Source organism: Paenisporosarcina quisquiliarum, assembly GCF_043641925.1.
In the GTDB taxonomy this organism is placed as follows: Bacteria; Bacillota; Bacilli; order Bacillales_A; family Planococcaceae; genus Paenisporosarcina; species Paenisporosarcina quisquiliarum_A.
In genome coordinates this window covers 1-23370 of sequence record NZ_JBHZRU010000014.1, presented here as the reverse complement: position 1 = coordinate 23370, position 23370 = coordinate 1, and the positions used below count along the sequence as shown (strand labels likewise).

24 protein-coding genes and 2 riboswitches are annotated in these 23370 nt (G+C 39.8%); of the genes, 9 read left to right on the top strand and 15 right to left on the bottom strand.

Annotated elements, in window-relative coordinates:
• Positions 1-7: 7 nt before the first annotated feature.
• Entirely contained in the window at positions 8-724 is a 717-nt protein-coding gene (locus ACHUE4_RS11230; protein ID WP_394190031.1) for a CBS domain-containing protein, read from the bottom strand.
• Positions 725-812: 88 nt separating this feature from the next.
• On the opposite strand from ACHUE4_RS11230, the gene ACHUE4_RS11225 reads away from it, so the two are divergent.
• Positions 813-1217: an HIT family protein gene (locus ACHUE4_RS11225; protein WP_394190029.1), complete on the top strand. Its 405-nt coding sequence runs from the start codon at positions 813-815 to the stop codon at positions 1215-1217.
• 81 nt (positions 1218-1298) lie between these two features.
• The gene (locus ACHUE4_RS11220) at positions 1299-1508 is read left to right on the top strand and encodes a hypothetical protein (protein ID WP_394190027.1); all 210 of its coding nucleotides are present in this window, start codon (positions 1299-1301) and stop codon (positions 1506-1508) included.
• 83 nt (positions 1509-1591) lie between these two features.
• Here the strand turns inward: ACHUE4_RS11220 and ACHUE4_RS11215 are convergent, their stop codons facing one another.
• Genes ACHUE4_RS11215 through ACHUE4_RS11195 form a run of 5 tightly spaced genes read right to left on the bottom strand, consistent with a single transcriptional unit; the run spans position 1592 to position 4984 of the window.
• Positions 1592-2374, bottom strand: coding sequence for an ABC transporter permease (locus tag ACHUE4_RS11215; protein ID WP_394190025.1), 783 nt, complete (start codon positions 2372-2374; stop codon positions 1592-1594).
• Complete coding sequence (locus ACHUE4_RS11210) at positions 2371-3273, bottom strand: ABC transporter ATP-binding protein (protein ID WP_394190023.1); 903 nt, start codon at positions 3271-3273, stop codon at positions 2371-2373. The genes ACHUE4_RS11215 and ACHUE4_RS11210 overlap by 4 nt, the downstream gene beginning before the upstream one ends.
• Positions 3270-3470 (bottom strand): PLDc N-terminal domain-containing protein, encoded by a 201-nt coding sequence (locus tag ACHUE4_RS11205; RefSeq protein ID WP_394190021.1) that lies wholly within the window; start codon positions 3468-3470, stop codon positions 3270-3272. The genes ACHUE4_RS11210 and ACHUE4_RS11205 overlap by 4 nt, the downstream gene beginning before the upstream one ends.
• Positions 3471-3482: 12 nt before the next feature.
• Entirely contained in the window at positions 3483-4598 is a 1116-nt protein-coding gene (locus ACHUE4_RS11200; RefSeq protein WP_394190019.1) for a DUF1648 domain-containing protein, read from the bottom strand.
• Complete coding sequence (locus ACHUE4_RS11195) at positions 4598-4984, bottom strand: GntR family transcriptional regulator (protein ID WP_394190017.1); 387 nt, start codon at positions 4982-4984, stop codon at positions 4598-4600. Before ACHUE4_RS11195 ends, ACHUE4_RS11200 begins: the two co-directional genes overlap by 1 nt.
• A 159-nt stretch (positions 4985-5143) precedes the next feature.
• A riboswitch (TPP riboswitch) is annotated at positions 5144-5250 on the top strand.
• Between the two features lie 144 nt (positions 5251-5394).
• Here ACHUE4_RS11195 and ACHUE4_RS11190 point away from each other — a divergent pair.
• Genes ACHUE4_RS11190 through ACHUE4_RS11170 form a run of 5 tightly spaced genes read left to right on the top strand, consistent with a single transcriptional unit; the run spans position 5395 to position 9366 of the window.
• Complete coding sequence (locus ACHUE4_RS11190; protein ID WP_394190015.1) at positions 5395-6000, top strand: YkoF family thiamine/hydroxymethylpyrimidine-binding protein; 606 nt, start codon at positions 5395-5397, stop codon at positions 5998-6000.
• 1 nt (position 6001) lies between these two features.
• Positions 6002-6601, top strand: coding sequence for an ECF transporter S component (locus tag ACHUE4_RS11185; RefSeq protein ID WP_394190013.1), 600 nt, complete (start codon positions 6002-6004; stop codon positions 6599-6601).
• Positions 6594-8015, top strand: a complete 1422-nt coding sequence (locus tag ACHUE4_RS11180; protein WP_394190011.1) for an ABC transporter ATP-binding protein — start codon at positions 6594-6596, stop codon at positions 8013-8015. The genes ACHUE4_RS11185 and ACHUE4_RS11180 overlap by 8 nt, the downstream gene beginning before the upstream one ends.
• The gene (locus ACHUE4_RS11175) at positions 8005-8766 is read left to right on the top strand and encodes an energy-coupling factor transporter transmembrane component T family protein (protein ID WP_394190009.1); all 762 of its coding nucleotides are present in this window, start codon (positions 8005-8007) and stop codon (positions 8764-8766) included. Before ACHUE4_RS11180 ends, ACHUE4_RS11175 begins: the two co-directional genes overlap by 11 nt.
• A 39-nt stretch (positions 8767-8805) precedes the next feature.
• Positions 8806-9366: a GNAT family N-acetyltransferase gene (locus ACHUE4_RS11170; protein ID WP_394190007.1), complete on the top strand. Its 561-nt coding sequence runs from the start codon at positions 8806-8808 to the stop codon at positions 9364-9366.
• 426 nt (positions 9367-9792) lie between these two features.
• Here the strand turns inward: ACHUE4_RS11170 and ACHUE4_RS11165 are convergent, their stop codons facing one another.
• Complete coding sequence (locus ACHUE4_RS11165; protein ID WP_394190005.1) at positions 9793-11418, bottom strand: diguanylate cyclase domain-containing protein; 1626 nt, start codon at positions 11416-11418, stop codon at positions 9793-9795.
• 236 nt (positions 11419-11654) lie between these two features.
• Between ACHUE4_RS11165 and ACHUE4_RS11160 the strand changes: the two genes are divergently transcribed.
• The gene (locus ACHUE4_RS11160; protein ID WP_394190003.1) at positions 11655-12428 is read left to right on the top strand and encodes a FixH family protein; all 774 of its coding nucleotides are present in this window, start codon (positions 11655-11657) and stop codon (positions 12426-12428) included.
• Positions 12429-12547: 119 nt separating this feature from the next.
• On the opposite strand, the gene ACHUE4_RS11155 is transcribed toward ACHUE4_RS11160, so the two are convergent.
• From ACHUE4_RS11155 to ACHUE4_RS11125, 7 genes are all read right to left on the bottom strand, one after another.
• The gene (locus ACHUE4_RS11155; RefSeq protein ID WP_394190001.1) at positions 12548-14536 is read right to left on the bottom strand and encodes a catalase; all 1989 of its coding nucleotides are present in this window, start codon (positions 14534-14536) and stop codon (positions 12548-12550) included.
• Positions 14537-14640: 104 nt separating this feature from the next.
• Positions 14641-15459, bottom strand: a complete 819-nt coding sequence (locus ACHUE4_RS11150; protein ID WP_394189999.1) for a YihY/virulence factor BrkB family protein — start codon at positions 15457-15459, stop codon at positions 14641-14643.
• Between the two features lie 116 nt (positions 15460-15575).
• The gene (locus ACHUE4_RS11145; RefSeq protein WP_394189997.1) at positions 15576-16652 is read right to left on the bottom strand and encodes an iron-containing alcohol dehydrogenase family protein; all 1077 of its coding nucleotides are present in this window, start codon (positions 16650-16652) and stop codon (positions 15576-15578) included.
• Between the two features lie 15 nt (positions 16653-16667).
• On the bottom strand, positions 16668-17501 hold the full coding sequence (locus tag ACHUE4_RS11140; RefSeq protein ID WP_394189995.1) for a MetQ/NlpA family ABC transporter substrate-binding protein: 834 nt from the start codon (positions 17499-17501) through the stop codon (positions 16668-16670).
• Positions 17502-17519: 18 nt separating this feature from the next.
• The gene (locus ACHUE4_RS11135; RefSeq protein ID WP_394189993.1) at positions 17520-18191 is read right to left on the bottom strand and encodes a methionine ABC transporter permease; all 672 of its coding nucleotides are present in this window, start codon (positions 18189-18191) and stop codon (positions 17520-17522) included.
• Positions 18181-19194, bottom strand: coding sequence for a methionine ABC transporter ATP-binding protein (locus ACHUE4_RS11130; RefSeq protein ID WP_394190200.1), 1014 nt, complete (start codon positions 19192-19194; stop codon positions 18181-18183). Before ACHUE4_RS11130 ends, ACHUE4_RS11135 begins: the two co-directional genes overlap by 11 nt.
• Before the next feature lie 68 nt (positions 19195-19262).
• Positions 19263-19371: riboswitch (SAM riboswitch) on the bottom strand.
• Positions 19372-19450: 79 nt separating this feature from the next.
• Positions 19451-20248 carry a carbon-nitrogen family hydrolase gene (locus tag ACHUE4_RS11125; RefSeq protein WP_394189991.1) on the bottom strand — a complete coding sequence of 266 codons (798 nt, stop codon included), beginning with the start codon at positions 20246-20248 and terminating at the stop codon, positions 19451-19453.
• Positions 20249-20333: 85 nt separating this feature from the next.
• On the opposite strand from ACHUE4_RS11125, the gene ACHUE4_RS11120 reads away from it, so the two are divergent.
• The gene (locus ACHUE4_RS11120) at positions 20334-21497 is read left to right on the top strand and encodes a pyridoxal phosphate-dependent aminotransferase (RefSeq protein ID WP_394189989.1); all 1164 of its coding nucleotides are present in this window, start codon (positions 20334-20336) and stop codon (positions 21495-21497) included.
• A gap of 56 nt (positions 21498-21553) precedes the next feature.
• On the opposite strand, the gene ACHUE4_RS11115 is transcribed toward ACHUE4_RS11120, so the two are convergent.
• Complete coding sequence (locus tag ACHUE4_RS11115; protein WP_394189987.1) at positions 21554-22690, bottom strand: polysaccharide deacetylase; 1137 nt, start codon at positions 22688-22690, stop codon at positions 21554-21556.
• Positions 22691-23370: the final 680 nt, after the last annotated feature.

Genomic DNA, 23370 nt, shown 5'->3' with positions numbered 1-23370 from the left:
TTTACCGTCACGTCTCTATTTTCATTAAATCCAAAGGCGTCACAATACCAACGAGACCATTTTCGTCTGTAATAAGTAATGCTTCGAGTCTTCGTCCTTTAGCGATGGCGTCTTTAAACATTTCTTCCGCTTCGAAAATGGACAAATTTCTAGGGACAAAAAGATGATTTTCCTTCTTCTTTTCATGTTGAAGAATAGTTTCTAGGTCTATTTCCCAGGAAATATCGCCTGTTTCGACACGATTTGCTACCCAAAACATAATGCCTATAGCGGTTAATAAACCAACAAATTTATTGTCTTTGTATATAGGAATTTGTGTGTACTGTTTATCACGTATCACCAATAAAGCTTCTTTCAATGTATCGGAAGCTTGAAGCGTACTAACTTTTCTAGCAAACATTTCCCCTACCGTAATTGGTTTTGTTAGTTCTTGTTCTATGGCTTCAATTGATTCCACAATTTCATCATGAGGTTCTGCAATGGCATACTCTGTTGATGTACGTTGATGTACAATGGCATTGCGCAATGTGGAAAATTCTCTTAAATCATTTTCAAATCGACGAATCGTTGCATTTTTACGTTTTGATAGTTCAATTAATCTAAAGAATGAAAGATGGTCTTTTGCTCCAATAATATCTTTCATCGCTTGTTCAATTCGATGAAAAGCCGTTAGAAAGCGATCGGAATTGCGATTCGCTTTTTCAACTTGAGTTTGTTTGTCCATTTTGCATTCCTCCCATATGAAACAAGTTCTACATAGTTTGCATCTTTTCCTTTGAATTAATTAAAATAAAGAGCAAAGAGGTGAAAAAATGTCTACAACTAAGTGTTGCCCGTTTTGTGAACCACAACATGATCCCGATCAGAAAATTATTTTCGAAAATGAATTTTGTTACTATTTACAACATCCAAAGCACCAAGACATTTTAGAAGGCAGTGGACTTATCGTGCCAAAAGTTCATCGACAAACGGTATTCGATTTAACACCTGAAGAATGGGCTGCAACGTATGAATTAATGCAGCAAGTCAAACAATATGCAGAGGAAAACTATGCTCCCGATGGTTTTACACTCGGTTGGAATGTCGGAGAAGCTTCCAATCAATCGATTCTCCATGCACATTTTCATATTCTTCCGCGATTTGCAGACGAACCTTTTGCAGGAAAAGGAATCCGAGCTTGGTTTAAATCCGAAGAGAACCGTCGTCCTGGTCGATAATCGACCATACATATTTCCGTTAACAAGGCACAACCTACAGGTGAACATGACAATTGTTTATTTGAGAGGAGAAAGTGCTATATGAAGCTTGTATTATTAGCTATTCTGTCCTTCATTATGCTTGCTGGTTGCACAAATAACCAAGGTTCTTCAATTGGAACGATGGATGAACCTTCTAGGGATGAAACGCATGAAGCAAGACCAGCCGATCAGAAACAGGATGACAACATGAAGGGCAACGATAATTCTAACGGCCAATCAAATGGGATGGATACAGATCCTCACAAATAGGTACTGTTCACTGAAAAATCCCTCACTCGAACTAATCGAGGAGGGATTTTTTCATTTAGCTATTATTCTTGACCTCAACACTCTCACACTTTCGTTTTAGAAGCATTGCGTTTTGACATCCACGTACCAAATATCATTAAAGCAATAATGGCAATGATCGTGACGGCCATGCTCCACCAGAAATCTCCCATATTAGGTGACCCGGTTAACCATTGTGTTGCATAAGTTGAGATTTTCCAAGGTGAGACAGTCCAATACGTTCCTAATAAGGAATCGATGATTTGGATGACCAATACCAACGCTAACGAAACGCCTGCAGCTCCTCCTGTCGGTAACCACGCACTGGCTGCTAAAACAACAGTCACGACAAACAAAATCCACACACTATACGTTCCAGCAAAAGCAAAGAAATCCGAAGCAGGTACATTCCCGAACAACAGCTCAGTGTAGTACCAACTTGTTAACAATCCGAGCCATACACTCCCTACCGCAATGATACTCACTACTTTCCACTTGCTTAAAAAGTAGCTAAAGAATGAAATAGGTCGTACATATAGCAATGTACCCGTGCCGTTTTTTCGCTCTCTAGAAATGGTTCCCATGAATCCAAGGACTAAAACGAGCATGCCAATGAATTGATATTGCCCCATCGTTGACATCAAGATTTGCGCAGCGGTGAACTCAGGAAAAGGAAACATGGCACCTTCAGGAATGTTGCCAACCGCCTCAAGAATTTGAGGTAAATAATGATTGGTGACGGGTTCAGTGATACCGAAGAAAACGAAGATTAAAGGAATCCATAAAACTTTATAATTACGCGTATTTTCACGCCATTCTTTTTGGAATAAAACAAGTAAGTCCTTCATCCGCGACCAGCCACCTTCAAAAAGATTTCTTCTAAACTTGCAGTCTGTCGTTCAGCTTTCCGAACTGTTAACCCGCTTCCTGCTAAATAACCCAACAAATCTTTCATTTCAGGCACACCATTCGTGATGTCAATCAAACCTAATGTACCCTGATAACTTACTTTCCAAGGTGCTCGTGCTGCGAAATTAAGTGCATCTTCTTCACTCGTGAACTCTACTAAATAACGCGGAGAATCATATTTTGCTCTTACATCCCCAAGCGATCCTTGTTCGACTAATTCACCTTTTCTTAAAAACAACAGTTGATCTGTCATTTCTTCCGCGTCATTTAATATATGAGTCGAATATAAAATGGTCATGTCCTGTTGTAAGTTTTTTAGTAAGTCCATGACTTCGCGACGTCCGACAGGGTCAAGAGCTGATACAGGTTCATCTAGCAATAACAGTTTCGGTTTATGAACGATGGCTTGAGCTAACCCAAGACGTTGTTTCATTCCCCCAGAGAACGTACCTGTTTTTTTCTTTAACGCTTCTCCAAGGCCAACAAACTCTAGTGTTTTTTGTGCTTCGGTTTTTGCATGCTTACTATCCATACCGCTTAATTTCGCAGCCATTTCGGTGAACTCTAAAGCGGTTAGCCATGAAAAGAATTGTGGATACTGCGGTAAAAATCCAATTGACTTTCTTACGTCAGGATTTTTTTCACCATTTACTGAAATCGTACCTGTCGTTTGGTTAAGTAAACCGGCTAACATGGACAAAGTCGTCGTTTTACCCGCTCCATTTGGTCCAATTAAAGCAGTGGATGATTTTTCTGCGAGTGAAAAACTGACGTCCTTTACAGCATGCTCAGCTCCGTATATTTTTGTTAAGTGTTCAGCTTGTAAAATCAGCGTCATGATTGTTTTCTCCCAATTACAAAGTATAGAACCGGACCCCAAATGCTACCAAGTATTACGATGATCGCCCATAACCATTTCGGTCCATTTGTTTGGTTTATCTTTGATAAGTCAATAAGTGCAATAATCAATAAAATCAGTTGTATCACCAAAATCGGTGCTATAATCCCCCATGAAATACCTTGTAACACTTCCATTTTCCCCACTCCTTATGATTGTAAATTTACGATTAAAATAATACTTCCGATTAAGATGGCAAGAAAAACCCAACTCTTTATATGTCCCATGTTAACCGTCCATCCAATGCCAAAACGTTTCTCCACTAAAATACTCGGATCATCCTTATTGACATAAAATAAGCCCAATTTCCAATAACGATCATCATCGACATCGATATAAGCTTCATCTGACTGATCGGAACTGCCTACCTTTATTGGGATCATCGTTCCACTTTGCCCTACTTTAATCGTGTAATATAACACGGATCCTAAAATCACAATTAGGTAACCAATGGTAAATGCCAACGTGACGCCGGTCGACATCGTCGATGGTGCAATTATGGTTAATTGCAAATAACTCATGAACACAGTCATCGAGATCGTGACGATAAATAATAACCAACTGGAATACTTCCGAAAAGCAAGTTGTTGCTCACGAGAGCGTTTTTTATGTCTCACGCGAATTTTCGCTCCTGATTGCTTCATGGCACGATTGAAAAACAACATCATGCCTTGCAACAGTAAAGTCACTAACGGCAAGGAACTGACAGAAACATAACTCTTCTTTGCAAATGCATCTGCTTCACCATTTGGACCCCAGTGTGTTGGAATTTGATCGGGTAGTGAATCATACTGACTTAAACCATACGCGCCTAATCCTATGGTGATCAGCATCGGTAAAATGAAATACACGTTAGGCAATAGTTTTAGCTGTTCTCTAAATTGTAAGTCGACTACTTTTCTTTCCACTTGCCCAGCAATCCACTGTTCATCTTTTTTCCATCTCATTAATGACAGATGATTCTTTGCATAGAGCACCATCGAAATGGTCAAAGCGGCAAGTTGAATCGCCATTCCAACTAATCCAATTTGATTGTCTGAAGGTTGAACCATCCATAGCCAACCAATAAAAATCAGAATTAGAAATCCTCCGGTTGTTAATACGGTATTCGTATAGCGAGATTTTAAGCGTTCAATGCGTACATCCTTTACATGCGTATCTGGAACATACACACCAAATACTTCGCTTTCCTTTAAGAATCTCGGTAAAAATGCTTGAAGGCTAATGATAAACAGAAGAATGATGATAAAAATAATGGCTGCCATTATTCTCCCTCCTTTATTTTCAAAATTAGTTCTTGTACCAATTTCTCTAAATCTTCGTTAGACAATTGAAGACAAAGCGCTTCTGCGATAATGGGTCTTAATTCTTTCTTCAACCGATCTCGATCAGAAGGAGAAGCATGTCGCACACTATGTTCATGAATGAATACTCCTTTTTTCTGCACAATCTGAATAAATTCCTTCTCTTCTAGATAATGATAGGCTTTATTCACCGTATGCATGTTCATCCCAAGATCTGCAGCAAATGACCGAACAGATGGCAAGGAATCTCCTGGCTTTAACTCCCCTTTTGCTACACCTTCAATGATGCTTTGAGCAAGTTGTAAATAAATCGGCACGGCCGAATTTGTTTCAATCTCAATAAACATATGCGACCCCCCTTTGTTCTATTAATAATAGAACAGTCTTGTTATATACAATATAGAACAGATGACAATTTTGTGCAACAATTTCATTCAACTATTTACAACTCAATTTTAGTACGCTACAATGAAGCCGTTCTGAAACATACATAAAACTGCATACGATTTCTGCACTAGGGGTGCTATATGTTGGCTGAGATGAGAGCATTTGCTCCGATCCCTTAACACTCGATCCAGATAATACTGGCGTGAGGAAGTGCGGCTACTTTTGCCGAATTCTTTTTCCTTTGGCTCAAACAGCTGCATTCCAATCGAATGCAGCTTTTTTTATATGTTCCAAACAAAATACTGGTGCCAGGCACACATTCAATCGTTTTTGAATTGTGTGTGTACCTGGCACCATAGGAGGAAGAAGAATGAAACAAGAGTTTAGTTGTGGGACTAGTCCAATTGTGGGTCTACGATTTTCCATTCACCCAATGGCGGACAATTTCATCGACATTATTAAAGGGGCTTTACGGGAAGCGGACACATCCAATGTGTGGATGCATACGGACGATGTGAGTACCGTTATGCGAGGAAAGGAAATGCATGTTTTTGATACCGCGAAAGCGATCGTTTTGTATGCAGCAAAAACAGGTGCCCATATAGCTTTCAATGGCACCTTTTCAATCGGTTGTCCTGGTGATACGCAGGGGGATGTTTATTTAGAAAAGGATGATGTTCTATTAAACACGCCACAGATCCAAGGAATCAAACAATATGTTTCTTCTCAATTCGCCTTATATCCGATGAACAACCCGGATTATATGTCTGCTATTTACAAAGAAATTGAGCGTGCGAAAGAGCATGGTGTATATAACGAATCCATGCATTACGCAAGTGGACTTCACGGAGATATTCATGATGTCTTTGCCTTTTTAGAAGAATCGTTCGCTCATGCGCGTTCAGCAGAGCATTCCCATTTAGTGATGACTGTGAATATGAGCATCAACAGCCCTTCTCACAGGGAGGAACAATAATATGTTGAAGTCCTGGAAGTTAAAAGAAGTTGTTTTGTTGTCTGTATTTGCAGTCGTTTTTGCCGTTGTCTATCTCCTGTTCGTTCACGTCGGAAATATATGGGCTGGGGTCATTGGTCCAATTGCTTATGAGTGGATGTTTGGTATTTGGTTTATTGTATCGATCATCAGTGCGTATATCATTCGTAAGCCCGGTGCTGCCTTACTCTCTGAAACAATGGCAGCCATTATTGAAGTCATGATTGGCAATGCTGTCGGCCCTCGCTTAATATTGTCAGGCATCGTTCAAGGTTTAGGAGCTGAAGCGGCTTTTGCTGCTACTGGATACAAGCGTTATGACTGGTGGGTTCTCTGTTTAGCCGGAATCGGTTCAGCGGTATTTAGTTTCGCCTATGGATTCTTCGTTTCTGGGTATGCCGCTTTAGACCCTTCTTTATTAGTATGGATGTTTACACTTCGAGTCATCAGTGGAGCTGTGATTGCAGGACTAGGTGGAAAATATCTGTCTGATGGTTTGCTAGCAAGCGGAGCCCTTCGAGGATATGCGATTTCACAAGATTCTATTAAGTATCGCCAAGTAAAAGGTGAGATTCTTGAGTAATCCCATTATCAATTTTAACGAAGTTTCTTTTCGTTTTCCTGAGGATTTAACCCCTATCTTTACAGGGGTTTCATTTTCAATCGAGGCAGGGGAACGCGTCGTGTTATTCGGTCCAAGTGGTTGCGGCAAGAGCACTTTGCTCTATTTGATGAACCGTCTGTATCCTTCTAACTGTGACGGTATTTTGGATGGCTCGATTACGCTCTTCCATAAAGACGCAACCAGCTACAAACCTGGGGAAATCAACCAAAGAATCGCTACTGTCTTTCAAGACCCCGAATCACAGTTTTGTATGCCGACCGTTGAACAGGAAATGGCCTTTACATTAGAGAATTTCAGCCATGTCAGCAGAGCCGAAATGGAATCTCGCATTACGAAAACACTTTCAACATTAGGACTGACACATCTCAGAAAAGCAACCATTCAAACCCTTTCTGGGGGAATGAAGCAACGAGTAGCTACAGCATGTGCATTATTAATGGAGCCCGAGGTTTTATTACTAGATGAACCGCTCGCCCACCTGGACCCATTAACGGCGCGACAATATGTACAGTGGTTAAATGAACTTCAAGTTTCACAAGCAATGACGATTGTCGTGGTGGAGCATCGGTTGGATTTATGGGGAACTTTCTTTACACGAGCGATTCATGTTAGTGGCTCTTTCTTAACTGAAGATAATCCTGTGAGCTCAGCCATTGCATTTCCAAAAAAATCTTCGTCAATGGAAGAAGAAGTTATTTTTGAAGCACATCAAATCTCTGTATCAATAAATAACCAAAGGCTGTTACAAAATATCTCGATGCAATTGCATAGAGGTGAAATAGCTGTGTTAGCCGGACCAAATGGTTGTGGGAAATCCACCTTTCTCAAGACCATTTGCGGAATTTACAACAATTCAGAAGGAAGCATAAATTGTGCGGGACATCTTCCAGGATATGTTCCTCAATCCCCCGAACATTTATTTGTCACGCAGCGCGTGTCTGAAGAAATTCGATTCTCCAATCATTCAAGTAATGAGCAAATTTCAGACATAATGGAACGTTTAAGGTTAGACGAAATTCAAGATGCCCATCCGTTCTCAGTGAGTCATGGGCAAAAGAGACGAGTGGCGATTGGTGCTATGCTCGCAGATCAAAGACCAGTCCTTTTACTCGATGAACCGACTTCAGGACAAGATGCATCTGCCCTTCTCGAATTGTTTTACTTGTTCGATCTGCAAGCGAAAGAAGGAATTTCGATCTTAATTGTTACTCATGATATGTCTTTTGCAAAAGCAATTGCCGACACCATTTATTTAATGAAAGATGGCGAACTTACAGGTAAGTTTGGCACGCACCAATTTTGGAATCAAACCGCTTTACTGTCAGATCATCAATTAGTTGCTCCGGTAGGAGATTTTTCATATGCCTATTAAAATGTGGTTACATGATATGAATCCAAGTGTGAAATTTATCGTAGTCATTGTTTCAATGTTAACGTTAGCCTGGTTTTTTAACCCTTGGACCCCTTTCCTGTTTTTTATAGGTATCACCTTTTTTCAAGTTGTATTTAGTCAGGTCAATTGGCGATTGTGGGGTTTATTGATGATTCCAATTGCTTTCACTGCAATCGGTTATTTATGGACAACAATCGTCTTCGCCGCTGACACGTCAGGACAGATCATTTTTTCATGGAATGGGTGGACAGTAACCGACCAACAATGGGAAACTTCTTTATCATTAGCCTTTCGTGTTTTTGCCTTCTCATCTATGTCCTTCATGTTTGCATTGACTACGGATCCAGTGAAATTCGTCATGAGTTTAATGCAGCAATTACGACTATCGCCCAAACTCGCGTATGGGGTAATGGTCGGCTATCAATTTTTACCGGTCGTAAAAGAAGAGTTTACTCAAATACGACACGCACATCGACTACGAGGCATTGGCGCTGAAAAGCAGAAATGGAAAAGAATCGTTGGCACTAAGAGATTGGTTATTCCCTTACTTTCAAGTGCGGTTCGACGAGCTGAAAGAGCAGCTTTTGCTATGGAGGCTCGAGGGTTTACTGGAGAAAAACGAGAGGTTTTTTATGAACCCATCTCACTCAACTTACGGGACGGACTTCTGAGCTTTCTTCTACTCATTTTGCTAATCGGATGCTGTTTAGTTGGTTGGCGCTTGTCCTAGAGGAAAATTTGGTATAGTGGAATCGAGGAGTTGACCGTCATGGTGCATATACGAAAAGCGAAACCGACTGATGCAGAGGTAGCCGTTCCACTAATCATGGATGCCATTGGAAATATTGCTGAACAAATGACCGGCGAAACAAACCCAGTTGCAGTCGAACACGAAATGATTACCTTATTTAAACGCCAAGACAATCGACATTCCTTCTTAAACACATGGATTGCCGAAACTGGCAAGGACATTGTCGGCGTAATGGTATTTTATACAGGTGCTCAAGCATTACAACTTGATGCCAATTTAGTCGAGTGGCTGGAAGAGAAAAATGGACTTCCAGTGGACATTCCACCTGAAGCTCATGTAGATGAGTATTATATTGATACCGTTTGTGTAGATCCCCGATTCCGAGGACAAGGCATTGGCAGTTTATTATTAAACCACGCTGAAGTGGTTGCATGCGAAGAAGAAAGTGCGAAGTTAGCACTCAATGTAGAAATAGAGAAAGAAGCGGCCATTCGCTTATATAAACGCCTCGGCTACCAAATCGCTGAGCCATGGGTCATTTATGGCGGACAGTTCCATCATATGTCGAAGAGAATATAAGTAGTTGGCTATTTCTTTCTCTTTCTGCGGACGAAACGCGAGCTATATTTACAGGGATTTCAGTTGATTGGAATGAAGGTGGCGTAAAACATCTGCTCCTGTTTCTGCATCGCTGCGCTAGCTTCGAAACATGAAAGTGCGTTGCATCGCTGCGCTAGCTTCGTCGCAAAGATTAGCACCAAATTCTTTGGTCCTAATCTTTCCAGCGGAATATGCAAGAACTGAAGGCTCTGGACTGAGCATCGCGAGGGAAGCAGGTGAAAGAGGAACAAAGACTAAAACCGCCACGTCCTGTGGCAACGTCTTTGAAACCAACTTCCTGTTGGCCTCCGCGGAAAGCGACCGTCGCAATGGGAAATCAACATTTCACAAATTTCCCCTCATAATTATCATTATTTGTCTCCATTCAAAAACGCATAGCCTGGGCTATGCGTTTCGTTTATTTCTATAAAAAGTCCCTTGGTTTTTGCCATTTTGTTTGGATTCATACAACGCTTCATCTGCCAAGTGCATAGCTTCGATTGGATGGTCACTATCCATCGGATAAATAGCTGCACCAATACTACAACCTATTGTCACTTTGGCATTTGTTAATAAAATCGGTTTACAAATAAGTGAAATAATTTCATCCATACACGCTTGACCTTCTTGAATAGAATCATTTTTCGAACTAGTGGTTAGAAAAACAAATTCATCCCCACCAAGTCTAGATACAAACTGGTTTCCATTTGCAAAATTAGTTAAACGTTCAGCTACTACTTGTAGAACCAGATCACCAGCTAAATGTCCGTATTGATCGTTAACATTTTTAAATCCATCTAAATCCATAAAGAAAATGAGCCATTTTTCATCACTCGTCAATAGCGTCGTTTCCATTTTTTCATAAAGGGCAATACGATTAGGTAAGCCCGTTAATGTATCTTGATGTGCAAGAGATTCCATTTCAGTCAAAGCGGTTTGAGTCGTCGTAATGGTTTGAACCATGTTACGAATCGACACGGACAATTCCTCGACTTCCTTCACTCCATGAATAACCGGTATTTCACTATGCTTTCCTTCACCTATTTCTCGAGCGGCTGCAGCAATTTTACGAATTGGACGTGCTATTTGATCGGCTAATACCCATCCAATCATTGAAAACAGCAAAATAGCGACTCCACCGATGACCCACATAAATTGTTCCAATTCATTAATGGCCTCATAAGCAATATCAATTGGCTGCCGTACCAGTACTGTCCATCCTAAACCCGCATAATCTGCATGTCCATCTCCAAGAGTACTTCCCATTACATAGGTTTTATTATCCACCCACTCCGTAACTGACCACTGGTCCTCGGAATACTCTTGATCGCCCAAAATTTGTTTCTCTATAGTCTTTCCAACCATGCCTGCCGGTCCTAAAATAATCGTATTATCTCTTTTACTCACAATAAAAACATCTAATTTATCTTCTAGATTTGGTGTATTAGTTAAGGTGGACTCGACTTCTTCAGCCCATTCCCAGCTTAAATGGGTCGCAAGCACTCCTAGGAATTCTTTATTTTCATCAAAAATGGGAACACTAATATCTACAAATTGCAGAGGTTCTCCACTTGTGTTCGGCAAAAGATTTGCTAATAAAACCGCTTCATGTACATCTCCAATAAACGGTTCTTTCTGAGCATTCAAGAAAACAGGTCGCTCTGCAATCGATTCACCTTTTAATATACCGTCACTTGAAGCAATCACTTTGCCTTGTGCATCCGTTAGACCAATCCATGAAAAAGTAGGGAATTTCGATTTTAACTCGTCTATTAAGATTTGTTCTTTTTGTAAATCCTGATTACGAAAAGCTGGAAGGCTACCCACTAATTGAACTTCTTTGAATCGAGTTGCCATAAACAAATCTAATTTATCCGCCATTTGGAAAGAGTAACCAGCCAAAGATTGACCTACTTCTTTTTGAACAACATCCGTTGCTTTTTCTGTAAAAATTGAACCTAATAAGAAGGTTAAAATCGTTAACATGCCTGCAAATAACAGGGTCACAATTGTTCTTAAGTATACAGACATATAAATACCCTCCAAATTAGTCATAAAGTAATATATTAACATGGTTTTTAAGGAAAAACTGGTTTTTATTTAAATTATTCTCATTTAGATATTGCTTTGTTTACACGAATTCGCCATATTATTTTAATATACATTTCGACATACAACTCATTTAAAACTGTTCGAGGTTTTGTCACACTATGTAAGGACTAGATTTGCTACAATGACACCATATATAAGAAAAGAGGCCATACACTATGAACCGATTTTTATTAGGAATTACACTAGTCCTTTCATTTATATTAAGTGCATGTGGTGCTGAAGAGGATCATAATAATCACTCGATATCAGACGATGAAGTACCTGAGATGTTAATGGTGGAACTAACCGTCCCTGAAAGAGTCGTTACGGGAGAAGAAGTTGAATTTATTGCGAAGGTAACTCAAGGTGAAGAGATTGTAGAAGATGCAAATGAAGTGAAATTCGAAGTTTTAAACAAGTCGACTGGCGAAAAAGAAATGATCGATGGCTCGTTAAATAAAGACAAGAATTATTCTACATCCTATAGTTTTGAAGAAGCCGGAGTGTATGATATTACATCACATGTAACTGCACGAAATATGCATACCATGCCTACTAAAACCATTAAGGTAACTGGTGAGGAAGTAGCAAATACCACTACTGAAGCGAATTCAACGTCTGAAACAACTTCACACAGTGAAGGAACTGGACATCACGGTCCTGGTGCAACGATTGAGTTTGAAGATGGAACAGCAACAGTTGGAGAAGCCGTTGAACTTACTGCAACCATCTCCATGTCAGAGTCTCCACTTGAAGGTGCACGAGTTCAATATGAAATTGTCCGCAATGATGCGGATTACCACCACTGGGTGGAAGCTTCTGAAAATGAAACTGGTAAATACCAAGTTGAATTTACCTTTACTGAATCAGGCACGTACGAAGTCCAAGTTCACGTGACAAAAGGTGACGACATTCATGATCATGTCATAAAAACGTATATAGTGAAATAAACAAAAAGGGATGTCTCAAAAGTATTTTTCAACTTTTTGGACATCCCTTTTCTATTTGCCTCTATTAGAACGTGATTTATTATAAGTTAAACCAAACCTTTTAACAAAACTCCACAGTGTCACACTTCTCGTTGCCAATGTCTATGTGCAGTGACTGCATCAACGAAGGGCTGAGTTTCCTCCCCTTTAACAACACCTGGACCTTCTTTCCCTTCCAAAACAGAACCAGCACTTGTCGAAGCACCAACAGCTTTAAAGTGATTAAACGCTTCAGTTACATAACGCTCGCTCTCTTTTATGAACTTTTTATCCTCTTTCATATTCGCCACATAAATAGCATCAAACAATACCGGGTCAGCCGTTAAGAAAGTATGGTCAATTGGGAATTCACCAATGTTCCCTAACTTATCGCTGATGATTTCGACATTTAAGCCTGCCCCTTTATATGCTTGTACTAGTTTCTGAAGGCGAGACGCATCACCGTCTTTATTGGCAATCAAACCAACTTTACGTGTATCTGGTTTCTTTACCATATTTTCTTGGCTAAGCGCTGGTGAGGCTTTCGTGACTTCGCTACCGCCACCTGTTGGCATATTTGCACCAACAGCATCCGCAACAGTTTTTGCTAAATCCAAGTCAACATTCGCAAACATGTCTACTGCTTGTTGTTGAACAGACTTGTTTTTCACTTTCCCAATTTCAAAGCAGAAAGCATCTGTAATATGTTGTTTCTCAGGCTGACTCATACTGTTCCAAAACATCGTTGCTTGAGTGAAATGGTCTCTAAAGCTATCACTGCGATTGCGAACTTTTCGACCTTCCATCTTCTCTTGGTAGTGCTCATATCCGCCCTCTTCAGGTGTAGAAGTAGCCGGCGTGTTATTTGCAAGAGAGTTGTTATGATAACTTACAGGACCTTTATTAATCGTCATACGCCCATAGCCATCTCTTTGGTTGTTATGGAATGGACAGACTGGTCGATTAATCGGTAGCTCATGGAAATTCGGACCACCAAGTCGAATTAATTGCGTGTCCGTGTATGAGAATAAACGACCTTGCAAGAGTGGATCATTTGTAAAATCAATGCCCGGTACAACATGACCCGGATGGAATGCTACTTGCTCTGTTTCCGCGAACACATTATCTACGTTACGATTCAACGTCATTTTCCCAATGAGTTTAACTGGAACATCTTCTTCCGGCCATAATTTAGTTGGGTCCAATACGTCAAAATCAAATTTAAATTCGTCTTCTTCCGCTAATAACTGAACCCCTAGTTCATATTCAGGAAAATCTCCGTTTTCAATGGATTCGTACAAATCACGACGATGAAAATCGGGATCTTTCCCGTTAATCTTTTGCGCTTCATCCCACACTAAAGAATGAGCACCCAAAACAGGTTTCCAATGGAATTTGACGAAGTGTGCAACACCTTCTGCGTTTACAAAACGGAACGTATGTACACCGAATCCTTCCATCATTCGGAAGCTGCGCGGAATCGCTCGGTCAGACATTGCCCACATAACCATATGCGCAGACTCTTGATTATTCGCTACAAAATCCCAAAATGTATCATGAGCACTTGCAGCTTGCGGCATTTCATTATGAGGTTCCGGTTTTAATGCATGCACTAAATCCGGGAATTTAATCGCATCTTGAATAAAGAATACGGGAATGTTGTTTCCTACTAAATCGTAGTTCCCTTCTTGTGTATAAAACTTCGTTGAAAATCCACGTGCATCTCGTACCGTTTCACCAGAACCTCTAGAACCAGCTACCGTTGAGAAACGCACAAACACAGGTGTTTTAGTGGACGTGTCATTTAAAAAACCAGCTTTTGTATAGGAAGCCATGGATTCATACAATTCAAACTCTCCATGGGCTGCATAGCCTCTCGCATGAACAATTCGCTCAGGAATTCGCTCATGATCAAAATGGGTCATTTTTTCACGAAACTGAAAGTCCTCCAATAATGTGGGACCGCGAACGCCAGCTTTTAGTGAAAACTCATCTTCAGATACCTTTAATCCTTGATTCGTTGTCATTTTTTGATCTCGATCATCTACTCGAAATTGTTCTAACTGTTGATCTTTGCTATTTTTCCCCATTCCGATGCCTCCTATAGTGAATTTCAGAATACTCTATCTCTATTCTTTACCACGAGGACTGTGTGGGAAACATGAATATAAGAAATGGGTATAAAAGTCTTGTGTTAATCTCGAATCATCAAACGATTCTTTCGCAGTTCGGCAATGAGTAAACCTGACAATAAAATGACGACAGCTGTTAAATAAAACCACAGTACTAACACGATTATCCCTGATAGTTGCCCATACAAACGTGTGTAATTTACGTTTGATACGTAATCGGCAAACAGTAGCGAGACAATTTGCCAACCTACCGCTGATAATAAAGCGCCTGGCCACACCTCAAAGAAAGTAAGTCGATTACTTGGAACGATTTTATAAAATAAAAGGAAAAATAAGAATAGAAATACTGTTCCTAGTCCCCATTTAACGCCTGGCCAAATATAGATCCAACCTTGCCATTCATCGAGCGTACCAGCTCGTGAGACCACCCAGTGCAATCCGCTTTCTAGAAATGGTAAGAACAGTGATAAGGGCACCAAAGTCATAAACAACAAGGTAACGCCTAAATCACGCAGTAAACTTTTCCAATATGGAAGTGTACTTTTGATTCCATTTGCCTCATTTAATGCACGCGCAAGCGCTTGAACGGCCATAGACGAAATCCAGAAAGCAGCGATTAAACTGAGTGACAAAACCCGTCCCTTATCTTCTTCTAAAATATTCAACACATTATCTTCAATAAACCGAAAGGATTCACCTGGTGCAAAAGGTCTTAAGAAATCTAATATTTGATTTGCATCAACAGGGAAGAAACTTATTAAGGAAATAATAAATATAAGGAAAGGAAAAACAGATAATAATAAATAATACGCAGTTTGAGCTGCTTCATCGAAAAAACGTTCCGCAAAAAAACGCTTAATCACACGGGTTACAAGTTTCATCTTTTGTTCCTCCAAGTTTGTTCATACAGTCATTGTGACGGATATATAGGCTATTGAGCAAGAAAAAGCCCGCACAATCTGTACGGGCTTTATACTTTATTCAATTAATGAAGGATCTAGAACCATTGAGCTTCCCATTTCCGCAACACATCGGCTACTTCAATAGGGGTTACTTTTTCATCTCTCATGAAGTGTATAGATTCTTCTTCTCGTGTAGCGAGTTGTGCAATTTCATCAATCCACTTATTCGAGATATTTAAATCTTGGAGTGAGATAGGTAACCCGAGTGCTTGATAAAATGGAATCAATTGCTTAAGTTCAACTTGTTTATTCTCTAATAATAACTGCACTAAAATTCCGTATGCTACTTTACTTCCATGAAGCGCTTCGTGTGACTCAGGTGCAACCGTTATTCCATTATGAATGGAATGAGCACCAGCAATTCTCCCAAATTTATCACCATAACCTCCAACCATCCCACCTAACATAATTATGGATTCAACAACCTTGATAAATGCGTTTGATAGTCGTTCTTCCTGCGTATCACTAACCGCTTGTTCTGCATACTCGAACATTTCATCCGCACATAACCTAGCTGAATAATGCGCTATTTTGAGTGCCACTGGGAGTTCGTTTAATTTACTTATTTGCACATCAGCTTCATACCATTTGGCAAGTGTATCTCCGATTCCCGCGATGAGATAGACTATAGGAGCTTTTATTAAAATGAGTGGCTCTATTAAAAGCAGATCCACACTTTTTGGATAAACCTCGTAATGGGTCATCACACCTTCATCCGTGTAAATCACACTAAGTGGTGTCCAAGGCGCACAGTTTGAAGCGATTGTTGGAATTAAAACCGACTTTGTTTGGCTGTGGTAAGCTGAAGCTTTAACTACATCCAGTACTTTGCCACCACCAACACCGATAATTGCATCTACTTCATGAGTACGTGCCAAATTGGTCACACGACGAATTTCACTTAATGAACATTCTCCGTTATAAAAGACGTGTATTACTATAACTTCATTTAAGATCGGAAAGTAATTGGTGGCAGCTTGCCAAGATTGTTCACCTGTTAGGAGAAGAACACGCTTGATCCCCCTCGCTGTCAACTTTAATTCCAGGAGGTTTAATACCCCACTTGTGCATACATATTCAGCTGGTCCTGCTCGAACTATGATGTCTTCCACAAAAGCCCTTCTCTCTTAGCGGTTTTTCATCCACTCTGGTTTACCAAAGCCTTCAAATTCAGCATCAATTAGTTCTTCGAATTCTCGTGATTCCACTATTTCCACTAAATCTTTTGCTAGCTGCGAATCTTTATTTGCCGTTGTAACGGCCACTAAATTCCGATATTGGTCAGGCATGTTTTCTAAAACCAACGCATCGAGTAAATCCATTTCAGCAGCTAAAGCAAAGTTTCCAGGAACAGCTGCTAGATCAGCACTATCCACTGAACGTGGTAGTTGACCTGCTTCAATTGGTTGGAACACTAAGTTTTTCACATTCTTTTGGATATCTTTTTCGGATACCGTTAACGGCTCAGCATCTGGATTCAGTTCGATTAACCCATGGTCTTGTAAAATTAAGAATGTACGCGCTGCATTCACAGGATCATTTGGAATAGTAATGGTCGCACCATCTTTAATATCATCAATAGACTCATATTTATTTGAGTAAATACCCATTGGTGCAGTAGGCACTGTGATTAATCCAGTCAAATCCATATCATTTTCCTTCGAGAAATTCTCTAAGTATATCGAGTGCTGGAAGAGATTTGCATCGATATCTCCACTTTCTAAGGCAACATTTGGTTGTATATAATCGCTGAATTCATGGATTTTTACTTCATACCCTTTTGCTTCTAAAGCTGGTTGAATTGCTTGTTTAAGCATGTCGCTATATGGACCGGCTGTTCCACCTAAATTCACCGATTTGTCGTTATCTGCATTTCCTTTAGATTCATTGTCATTCCCTCCACATGCTACAAGCGCTACAGCTAAAACTAGTAAAATCATTGTGAATAAAATCTTTTTCATCTCTGTATCTCTCCCTTTTTATCTTTTATCTATTGCTTTAGACGTCCAATCACCCAGTTGTTGAACGATTTGAACGAGAACAATTAAAATCACAACCGTCACAATCATGATGGTATCGTCGTATCGGTAATAGCCAAAACGAATCGCTAAGTCACCAATTCCACCTCCACCTACTACACCTGCCATTGCTGAGTAAGCAACAAGACTAATAATGGTCATCGTAATTCCTTGCACAATACTCGATTTGGCTTCGGGCAATAAAACATCTTTGATAATCATCCAAGGTGTTGCACCTACAGCTACAGCGGCTTCAATAACTCCCTTATCGATTTCACGTAACGATGTTTCTACGATCCGTGCAAAGAATGGAATAGCAGCAACTGATAACGAAACGCTTGCTGCTTCAGGTCCAATCTTAGAGCCGACAATTATCTGAGTTAAAGGAAGCAGCGCGACCAACAAAATAATAAATGGAATCGAACGGATTAGGTTCACGATAAAGCCAAGTGTTGATTTCAAAAATCGGTTTTCTAATATCAATCCCTTATCCGTTATGAATAGCACGATCCCAAGCGGTAATCCAATGACAATCGCAACAGTCAGTGAAACACCAATCATGTAAAGTGTTTGGTTAAAAGCTTTTAAAATATCTGGCCACATTTCAATAACATGTTGGATATCAATGCCCATTACGAATCACCTCCACTAAAGCCCCTCGGCCTTCCATATAACTAATCGATCGATTGATGTTTGCCGGATGACCTTGAAGTTCCATCAAAAACAAACCGAGTGGAACTTCCTGAATATATTCAATCGCGCCATGCAAGAAATTCCCTCGTACATCAAACTGCTGAACTGTATCCGAAATGACACCTTCTCCAGCCACATTTCCTTTAAATAAAACTTTGATAATACTTCCTGTGACTTTATTTAAGATGGCTTCAGGAACTTCAAACGACACCACACTGCTAATGAACTCTTTTGTCAATTCAGCTTGTGGGTTTGAGAAAATTTCATAAACTGAGCCTTCTTCAACAACTCGACCATCCTGCATGACAGCCATTCGATCACAAATTTCTTTCACCACATTCATTTCATGCGTAATGAGTACAATTGTGATGTTTAACTCTCGATTAATCTTTTTAAGTAAACGTAAAATCGATAAGGTGGTGTTTGGATCGAGTGCTGAAGTAGCCTCATCACACAACAGAACAGTTGGATTATTAGCCAGTGCTCGAGCAATTCCCACTCGTTGCTTTTGTCCACCACTTAACTGGGCTGGGTACACATCCTTTTTTTCTGTTAACCCAACCATTTCAAGCAGTTCCAAAACACGTGATTTAATTTCTCTTCTTGGGGTGTTTGCCGCTTTTAATGCGAACGCAATATTCTCACCAACCGTCTTTTGACTAATTAAATAAAAGTGCTGAAAAATCATACCGATCTTTAATCTTGCGTTCCGTAGATTTTCTCCTTTTAATTTCGTTAAATCTCGACCGTTTACCATAATACTTCCACTGGTTGGTTGTTCAAGTAGGTTAATACACCTAAGAAGCGAACTTTTACCGGCTCCCGAATAACCCACAATCCCAAATACTTCGCCTTCGGTTATGGAAAGATTGACTTGATCTACTCCTAATACCGTTCCTTTTTTCGTTTTGTATTCTTTAGATAAATTCTCAATATGTATCATGGCAATCTCCTTTTTGAGCATAAAAAATACCCCTTTCATCATGAAAGAGGCACCGAAAAATGGATTTTGGTTTATCTTTCAGAATGAGTTCATTCTGTAGGAATTGGCACCTTCCCAACATCTGTTGGGGGTTGCTGGACGTCATAGGGCCTATCCCTCGGTCTCTCTTGATAATTTCCAATATGTAATTGTTTTGTGTTTCGAACTAAATCTTACGATGTTTTTATAAAGGTGTCAATTGTTTTTTGAAAATACTTTATTCATTTTCAAAAAGGGGTTTGTAAAGAGTCGGTCTTCGATCTTCGAAAACAGGGATTCGTTGACGCACTTCTTCTACTTCAGAAAAATCCACATCAATTAGTGCATACTCTTCACGTTCACCACCAATCCATAAGATTTTACCCCAAGGTGCAATAACCATCGACTGCCCATTAAATCGGTTGTTGGGGTCCTGCCCAATACGATTTACTGCAATGACAAAACACTGATTTTCAATTGCTCGGGCTTGAAGAAGTAGTTTCCAATGGTCAATTCGAGATTCTGGCCATTGTGCTGGGACAAATATCACGTCAGCACCTGCTAAAGCGTGTGCTCTAAGCCATTCAGGAAATCGAATATCATAGCATATTACGCCACTTGCACGTATAGAACCTAGAGAAAATAAATTATCTTTATTCCCAGCATGTAAATACAGATGTTCATCCATCAATCGGAACAAATGAGCTTTGTCATAATCCGCGACAAGCTCTCCTTTGTTGGTATATACATACATCGTGTTATAAAACCGGTCACCTTTTTTTGTGGAAACCGATCCTCCCACAATATGAATATGGTGTTTTATAGCTAGCTCAGACAGGTATTGTTTTGTTTGTTCTCCTTCACGATCAGCTAGCTCTTCTAATTCGGTTAACGCATAGGCGGTATTCCACATTTCTGGTAAAACAACTAACTCTGCACCTTCTTTTGCCACTTGTTCGATCAATGTTTGAACCTTGTGAAAATTTTTTTTAGGTTCTCCAAACTCAATGTCGAGCTGAATGCAAGCGATTTTCATGAGTACACCACCTATAGACAAGATAAAGAAAAGATTATAAGATTTGGCTGATGATTGCAACTATTTCAGAAAATGAGGAAAAATCATGAAACTATCAAATAAACTACAACAATTGCCTCCACAATTTTTTGCTTCACTTGTTCAAAAAGTAGGTGCAGCAGTGGCAGAAGGACGCGATGTCATTAACCTGGGTCAAGGAAATCCAGACCAACCGACTCCTCCACATATCGTAAAAGCCCTTCAAGAGTCTGCAGAGAACCCGTTATCACATAAATATTCACCTTTCAGAGGAATTAGTGAATTTAAAGAAGCGGCAGCTGCATTTTATAAAAGAGAATACAATGTCGATATCGATCCTTCTACAGAAGTAGCGATTTTATTTGGCACGAAAATTGGTCTTGTCGAACTGCCGATGGCGGTATTAAACCCCGGGGATTTAATGTTGCTACCGGACCCAGGTTACCCAGATTATTTGTCTGGCGTTGTCTTGGCAGATGTCCAATATGAAACGTTACCACTCGTTGCAAAAAACCACTTTTTACCTGATTACAATGCAATTTCTGACGAAAGCAAAGAGCGTGCAAAACTGATGTACTTGAACTACCCAAACAACCCAACAGGAGCTACAGCAGACCTTGAATTTTTCAATAAAACAGTAGCATTTGCCAAAGAAAATGATATCGCAGTTTCTCATGATTTCGCTTATGGAGCCATTGGATTTGAGGGTGAAAAGCCCATCAGTTTCTTGCAAGCAGAAGGCGCAAAAGATATCGGTATTGAAATGTATACATTGTCCAAAACCTATAATATGGCTGGTTGGAGAGTCGGTTTTGCCGTAGGAAATAAAGAAATGATCGAAGCCTTGAATGTGATTCAAGATCATCTATTCGTTAGTCTATTTCCAGCAATCCAACATGCCGCAGTGACCGCTTTAAGTAATCATCAAGTAAACGTTACCGCACTAGTGGAACTATATGAAAGTCGAAGAAATGTCTTTATTAACGCCTGTCAAAAGATTGGATGGGAAGTAGTAGCCCCTAAAGGGTCATTTTTTGCGTGGTTACCTGTTCCAAACGAATACACAAGCCAAGAGTTTGCAGACAAACTTTTAGAAGAAGCTGATGTAGCAGTAGCCCCAGGAAATGGCTTCGGTGAATTTGGTGAAGGGTATATTCGTGTAGGATTGCTAGTGGATGAAAACCGATTAGTAAAAGCGGTTGAACGGATTGAGAAATTAGGAATTTTTTAATAAAATGATGCAGGGAACTTTTATTTGATGAACGTTCCCCTGCATCATTTTGGCTTTTAAAGGTCCTGATCTCTCCAAAAGTTTTGACTAACATGTAATTCCGGACTATACCGTTGAATCGGATATCCCTGTTTCTTTAGCCATTCAATGATTTGTGGCAAAGCCTTATTTGTCTGCGGCCGATCATGAAGCAATACGACGATTTGTTTATCTTTTGCTAGTCTAGCTTTCTCAACCCCAACTTGTACATTCTTTACAATTTGTTGATAGTTATCCTCTTTAATCTTCCAATCAACTGTATCCACGTCCCAGTCCCACATTTTATAACCATTCCTCTTTAACAAATCACGCATAGATGATGTCACATGAGGAGTACTACCATAAGGAGCACGAACCAAAGTAGATGTATGACCTGTCAATTTCTTCAGCAGACCATTTTCCGTTTGCATTTCTTTCATGAATGCCCCTGCATTCGCGTACACCTTCTTTTTTTCATGTGTCATACTGTGAAGGCCTAGATAATGACCATCTAAAAATGTTTGACTCGCTATAGAAGGGTGTCTTTGAACATCCTCCCCAATAAAAAAGAATGTCCCCTTAACTTTGTATTCTCTTAAAATTTGTAGATGAACACTCGTATAACGGTTTGGTCCATCATCAAAAGTTAAATACACTATTGGCTTATCTGAAGGTACAGGCACTGGTGGTTTCCGATCTTTTACGACTTTATTAATAAAATCTTGGTTACTAATATGAGGATAGGTTTCTGAAGTAAGTCTCGCAGTTAAAATAGAAGACATATACTCAACATTAAAACCTGTTACTTCCCCAAGAAAACGGATAGGTATATAAAGAACATCATTCATCATTTGAATGGCATTCGTCTCTTCGATGACTTCATTAACAAACGTTTCTTTTGTGTTGTAAACATATACTATGGATGTCCCATTTTTAGTTACTTTAAGTTGATCTTCTGTTTTCACAATGTCAGCGTATAAATATTGTGCCATTTTTTCAAAAGGAACAATCATCTGTCCATTTACAATTTGAACTTCTCCTTTTTCAAAATGTAACATTCGATCATGCAAAGCGACAAAACGGTTTGATTCGGCAGTAGCATGTCCTTGGTTAGGCCATAAAATGATGCACATGGCAAAAATTAATATGATGGTCATGTTTTGGTATGAGTTCATAATTCTTAGCTCCTTTAACTATCTAACTTCTTAGACAGTGTATGAAGCAAAGTTTTCTGGTAGTTTCATAATCGTTAAAAATATTTTATTACTTTTAAGTTAAGAGATTCTATGTCCCGATAAAGACAGAACCACAAACAGAAAACGTGTCAGTTGGTGAGCCAACTGACACCATTCTTGCGCGTTAAATTGTTTGATAATCGTGAATTTTAGAATGGGATGCCCGAATCCTTGAATAGCCCATGCGAATGCTAGAATAGCACCGGCCAAATGGAGAATACCCTCATCCAATCCTTGAATACCACCCGCGAAATGGAGAATGTATTTTTGGACCACTCTATATCTAAAAAACTATAAATATTAATGCAATTGATACAGTAAAACAGACCTCACCAACAGAAAACGTGTCAGTTGGTGAGCCAACTGACACCATTCTTGCGCGTTCAATTGTTTGGAATTCGTGAATTTTAGAATGGGATGCTCGAATCCTAGAATAGGCCATTCGAAATCTAGAATAACACTGTCCAAATGGAGAATACGATCTGCCAATCCTTGAATACCACCCGCGAAATGAAGAATGACACGATATCCCCTACTACGCTCAACCTAAAAAAGAACACAAAAAAACCAGTACCTCTCGGTACTGATTTCTTAGTGCCTAGCGACGTCCTACTCTCACA

Coding starts and splice junctions, on each gene's coding strand:
- ACHUE4_RS11230 (WP_394190031.1), bottom strand. CDS start 724: ATGGACAAACAAACTCAAGTTGAAAAAGCGAATCGCAATTCCGATCGC.
- ACHUE4_RS11225 (WP_394190029.1), top strand. CDS start 813: ATGTCTACAACTAAGTGTTGCCCGTTTTGTGAACCACAACATGATCCC.
- ACHUE4_RS11220 (WP_394190027.1), top strand. CDS start 1,299: ATGAAGCTTGTATTATTAGCTATTCTGTCCTTCATTATGCTTGCTGGT.
- ACHUE4_RS11215 (WP_394190025.1), bottom strand. CDS start 2,374: ATGAAGGACTTACTTGTTTTATTCCAAAAAGAATGGCGTGAAAATACG.
- ACHUE4_RS11210 (WP_394190023.1), bottom strand. CDS start 3,273: ATGACGCTGATTTTACAAGCTGAACACTTAACAAAAATATACGGAGCT.
- ACHUE4_RS11205 (WP_394190021.1), bottom strand. CDS start 3,470: ATGGAAGTGTTACAAGGTATTTCATGGGGGATTATAGCACCGATTTTG.
- ACHUE4_RS11200 (WP_394190019.1), bottom strand. CDS start 4,598: ATGGCAGCCATTATTTTTATCATCATTCTTCTGTTTATCATTAGCCTT.
- ACHUE4_RS11195 (WP_394190017.1), bottom strand. CDS start 4,984: ATGTTTATTGAGATTGAAACAAATTCGGCCGTGCCGATTTATTTACAA.
- ACHUE4_RS11190 (WP_394190015.1), top strand. CDS start 5,395: ATGAAACAAGAGTTTAGTTGTGGGACTAGTCCAATTGTGGGTCTACGA.
- ACHUE4_RS11185 (WP_394190013.1), top strand. CDS start 6,002: ATGTTGAAGTCCTGGAAGTTAAAAGAAGTTGTTTTGTTGTCTGTATTT.
- ACHUE4_RS11175 (WP_394190009.1), top strand. CDS start 8,005: ATGCCTATTAAAATGTGGTTACATGATATGAATCCAAGTGTGAAATTT.
- ACHUE4_RS11170 (WP_394190007.1), top strand. CDS start 8,806: ATGGTGCATATACGAAAAGCGAAACCGACTGATGCAGAGGTAGCCGTT.
- ACHUE4_RS11165 (WP_394190005.1), bottom strand. CDS start 11,418: ATGTCTGTATACTTAAGAACAATTGTGACCCTGTTATTTGCAGGCATG.
- ACHUE4_RS11160 (WP_394190003.1), top strand. CDS start 11,655: ATGAACCGATTTTTATTAGGAATTACACTAGTCCTTTCATTTATATTA.
- ACHUE4_RS11155 (WP_394190001.1), bottom strand. CDS start 14,536: ATGGGGAAAAATAGCAAAGATCAACAGTTAGAACAATTTCGAGTAGAT.
- ACHUE4_RS11150 (WP_394189999.1), bottom strand. CDS start 15,459: ATGAAACTTGTAACCCGTGTGATTAAGCGTTTTTTTGCGGAACGTTTT.
- ACHUE4_RS11140 (WP_394189995.1), bottom strand. CDS start 17,501: ATGAAAAAGATTTTATTCACAATGATTTTACTAGTTTTAGCTGTAGCG.
- ACHUE4_RS11135 (WP_394189993.1), bottom strand. CDS start 18,191: ATGGGCATTGATATCCAACATGTTATTGAAATGTGGCCAGATATTTTA.
- ACHUE4_RS11130 (WP_394190200.1), bottom strand. CDS start 19,194: ATGATACATATTGAGAATTTATCTAAAGAATACAAAACGAAAAAAGGA.
- ACHUE4_RS11125 (WP_394189991.1), bottom strand. CDS start 20,248: ATGAAAATCGCTTGCATTCAGCTCGACATTGAGTTTGGAGAACCTAAA.
- ACHUE4_RS11120 (WP_394189989.1), top strand. CDS start 20,334: ATGAAACTATCAAATAAACTACAACAATTGCCTCCACAATTTTTTGCT.
- ACHUE4_RS11115 (WP_394189987.1), bottom strand. CDS start 22,690: ATGAACTCATACCAAAACATGACCATCATATTAATTTTTGCCATGTGC.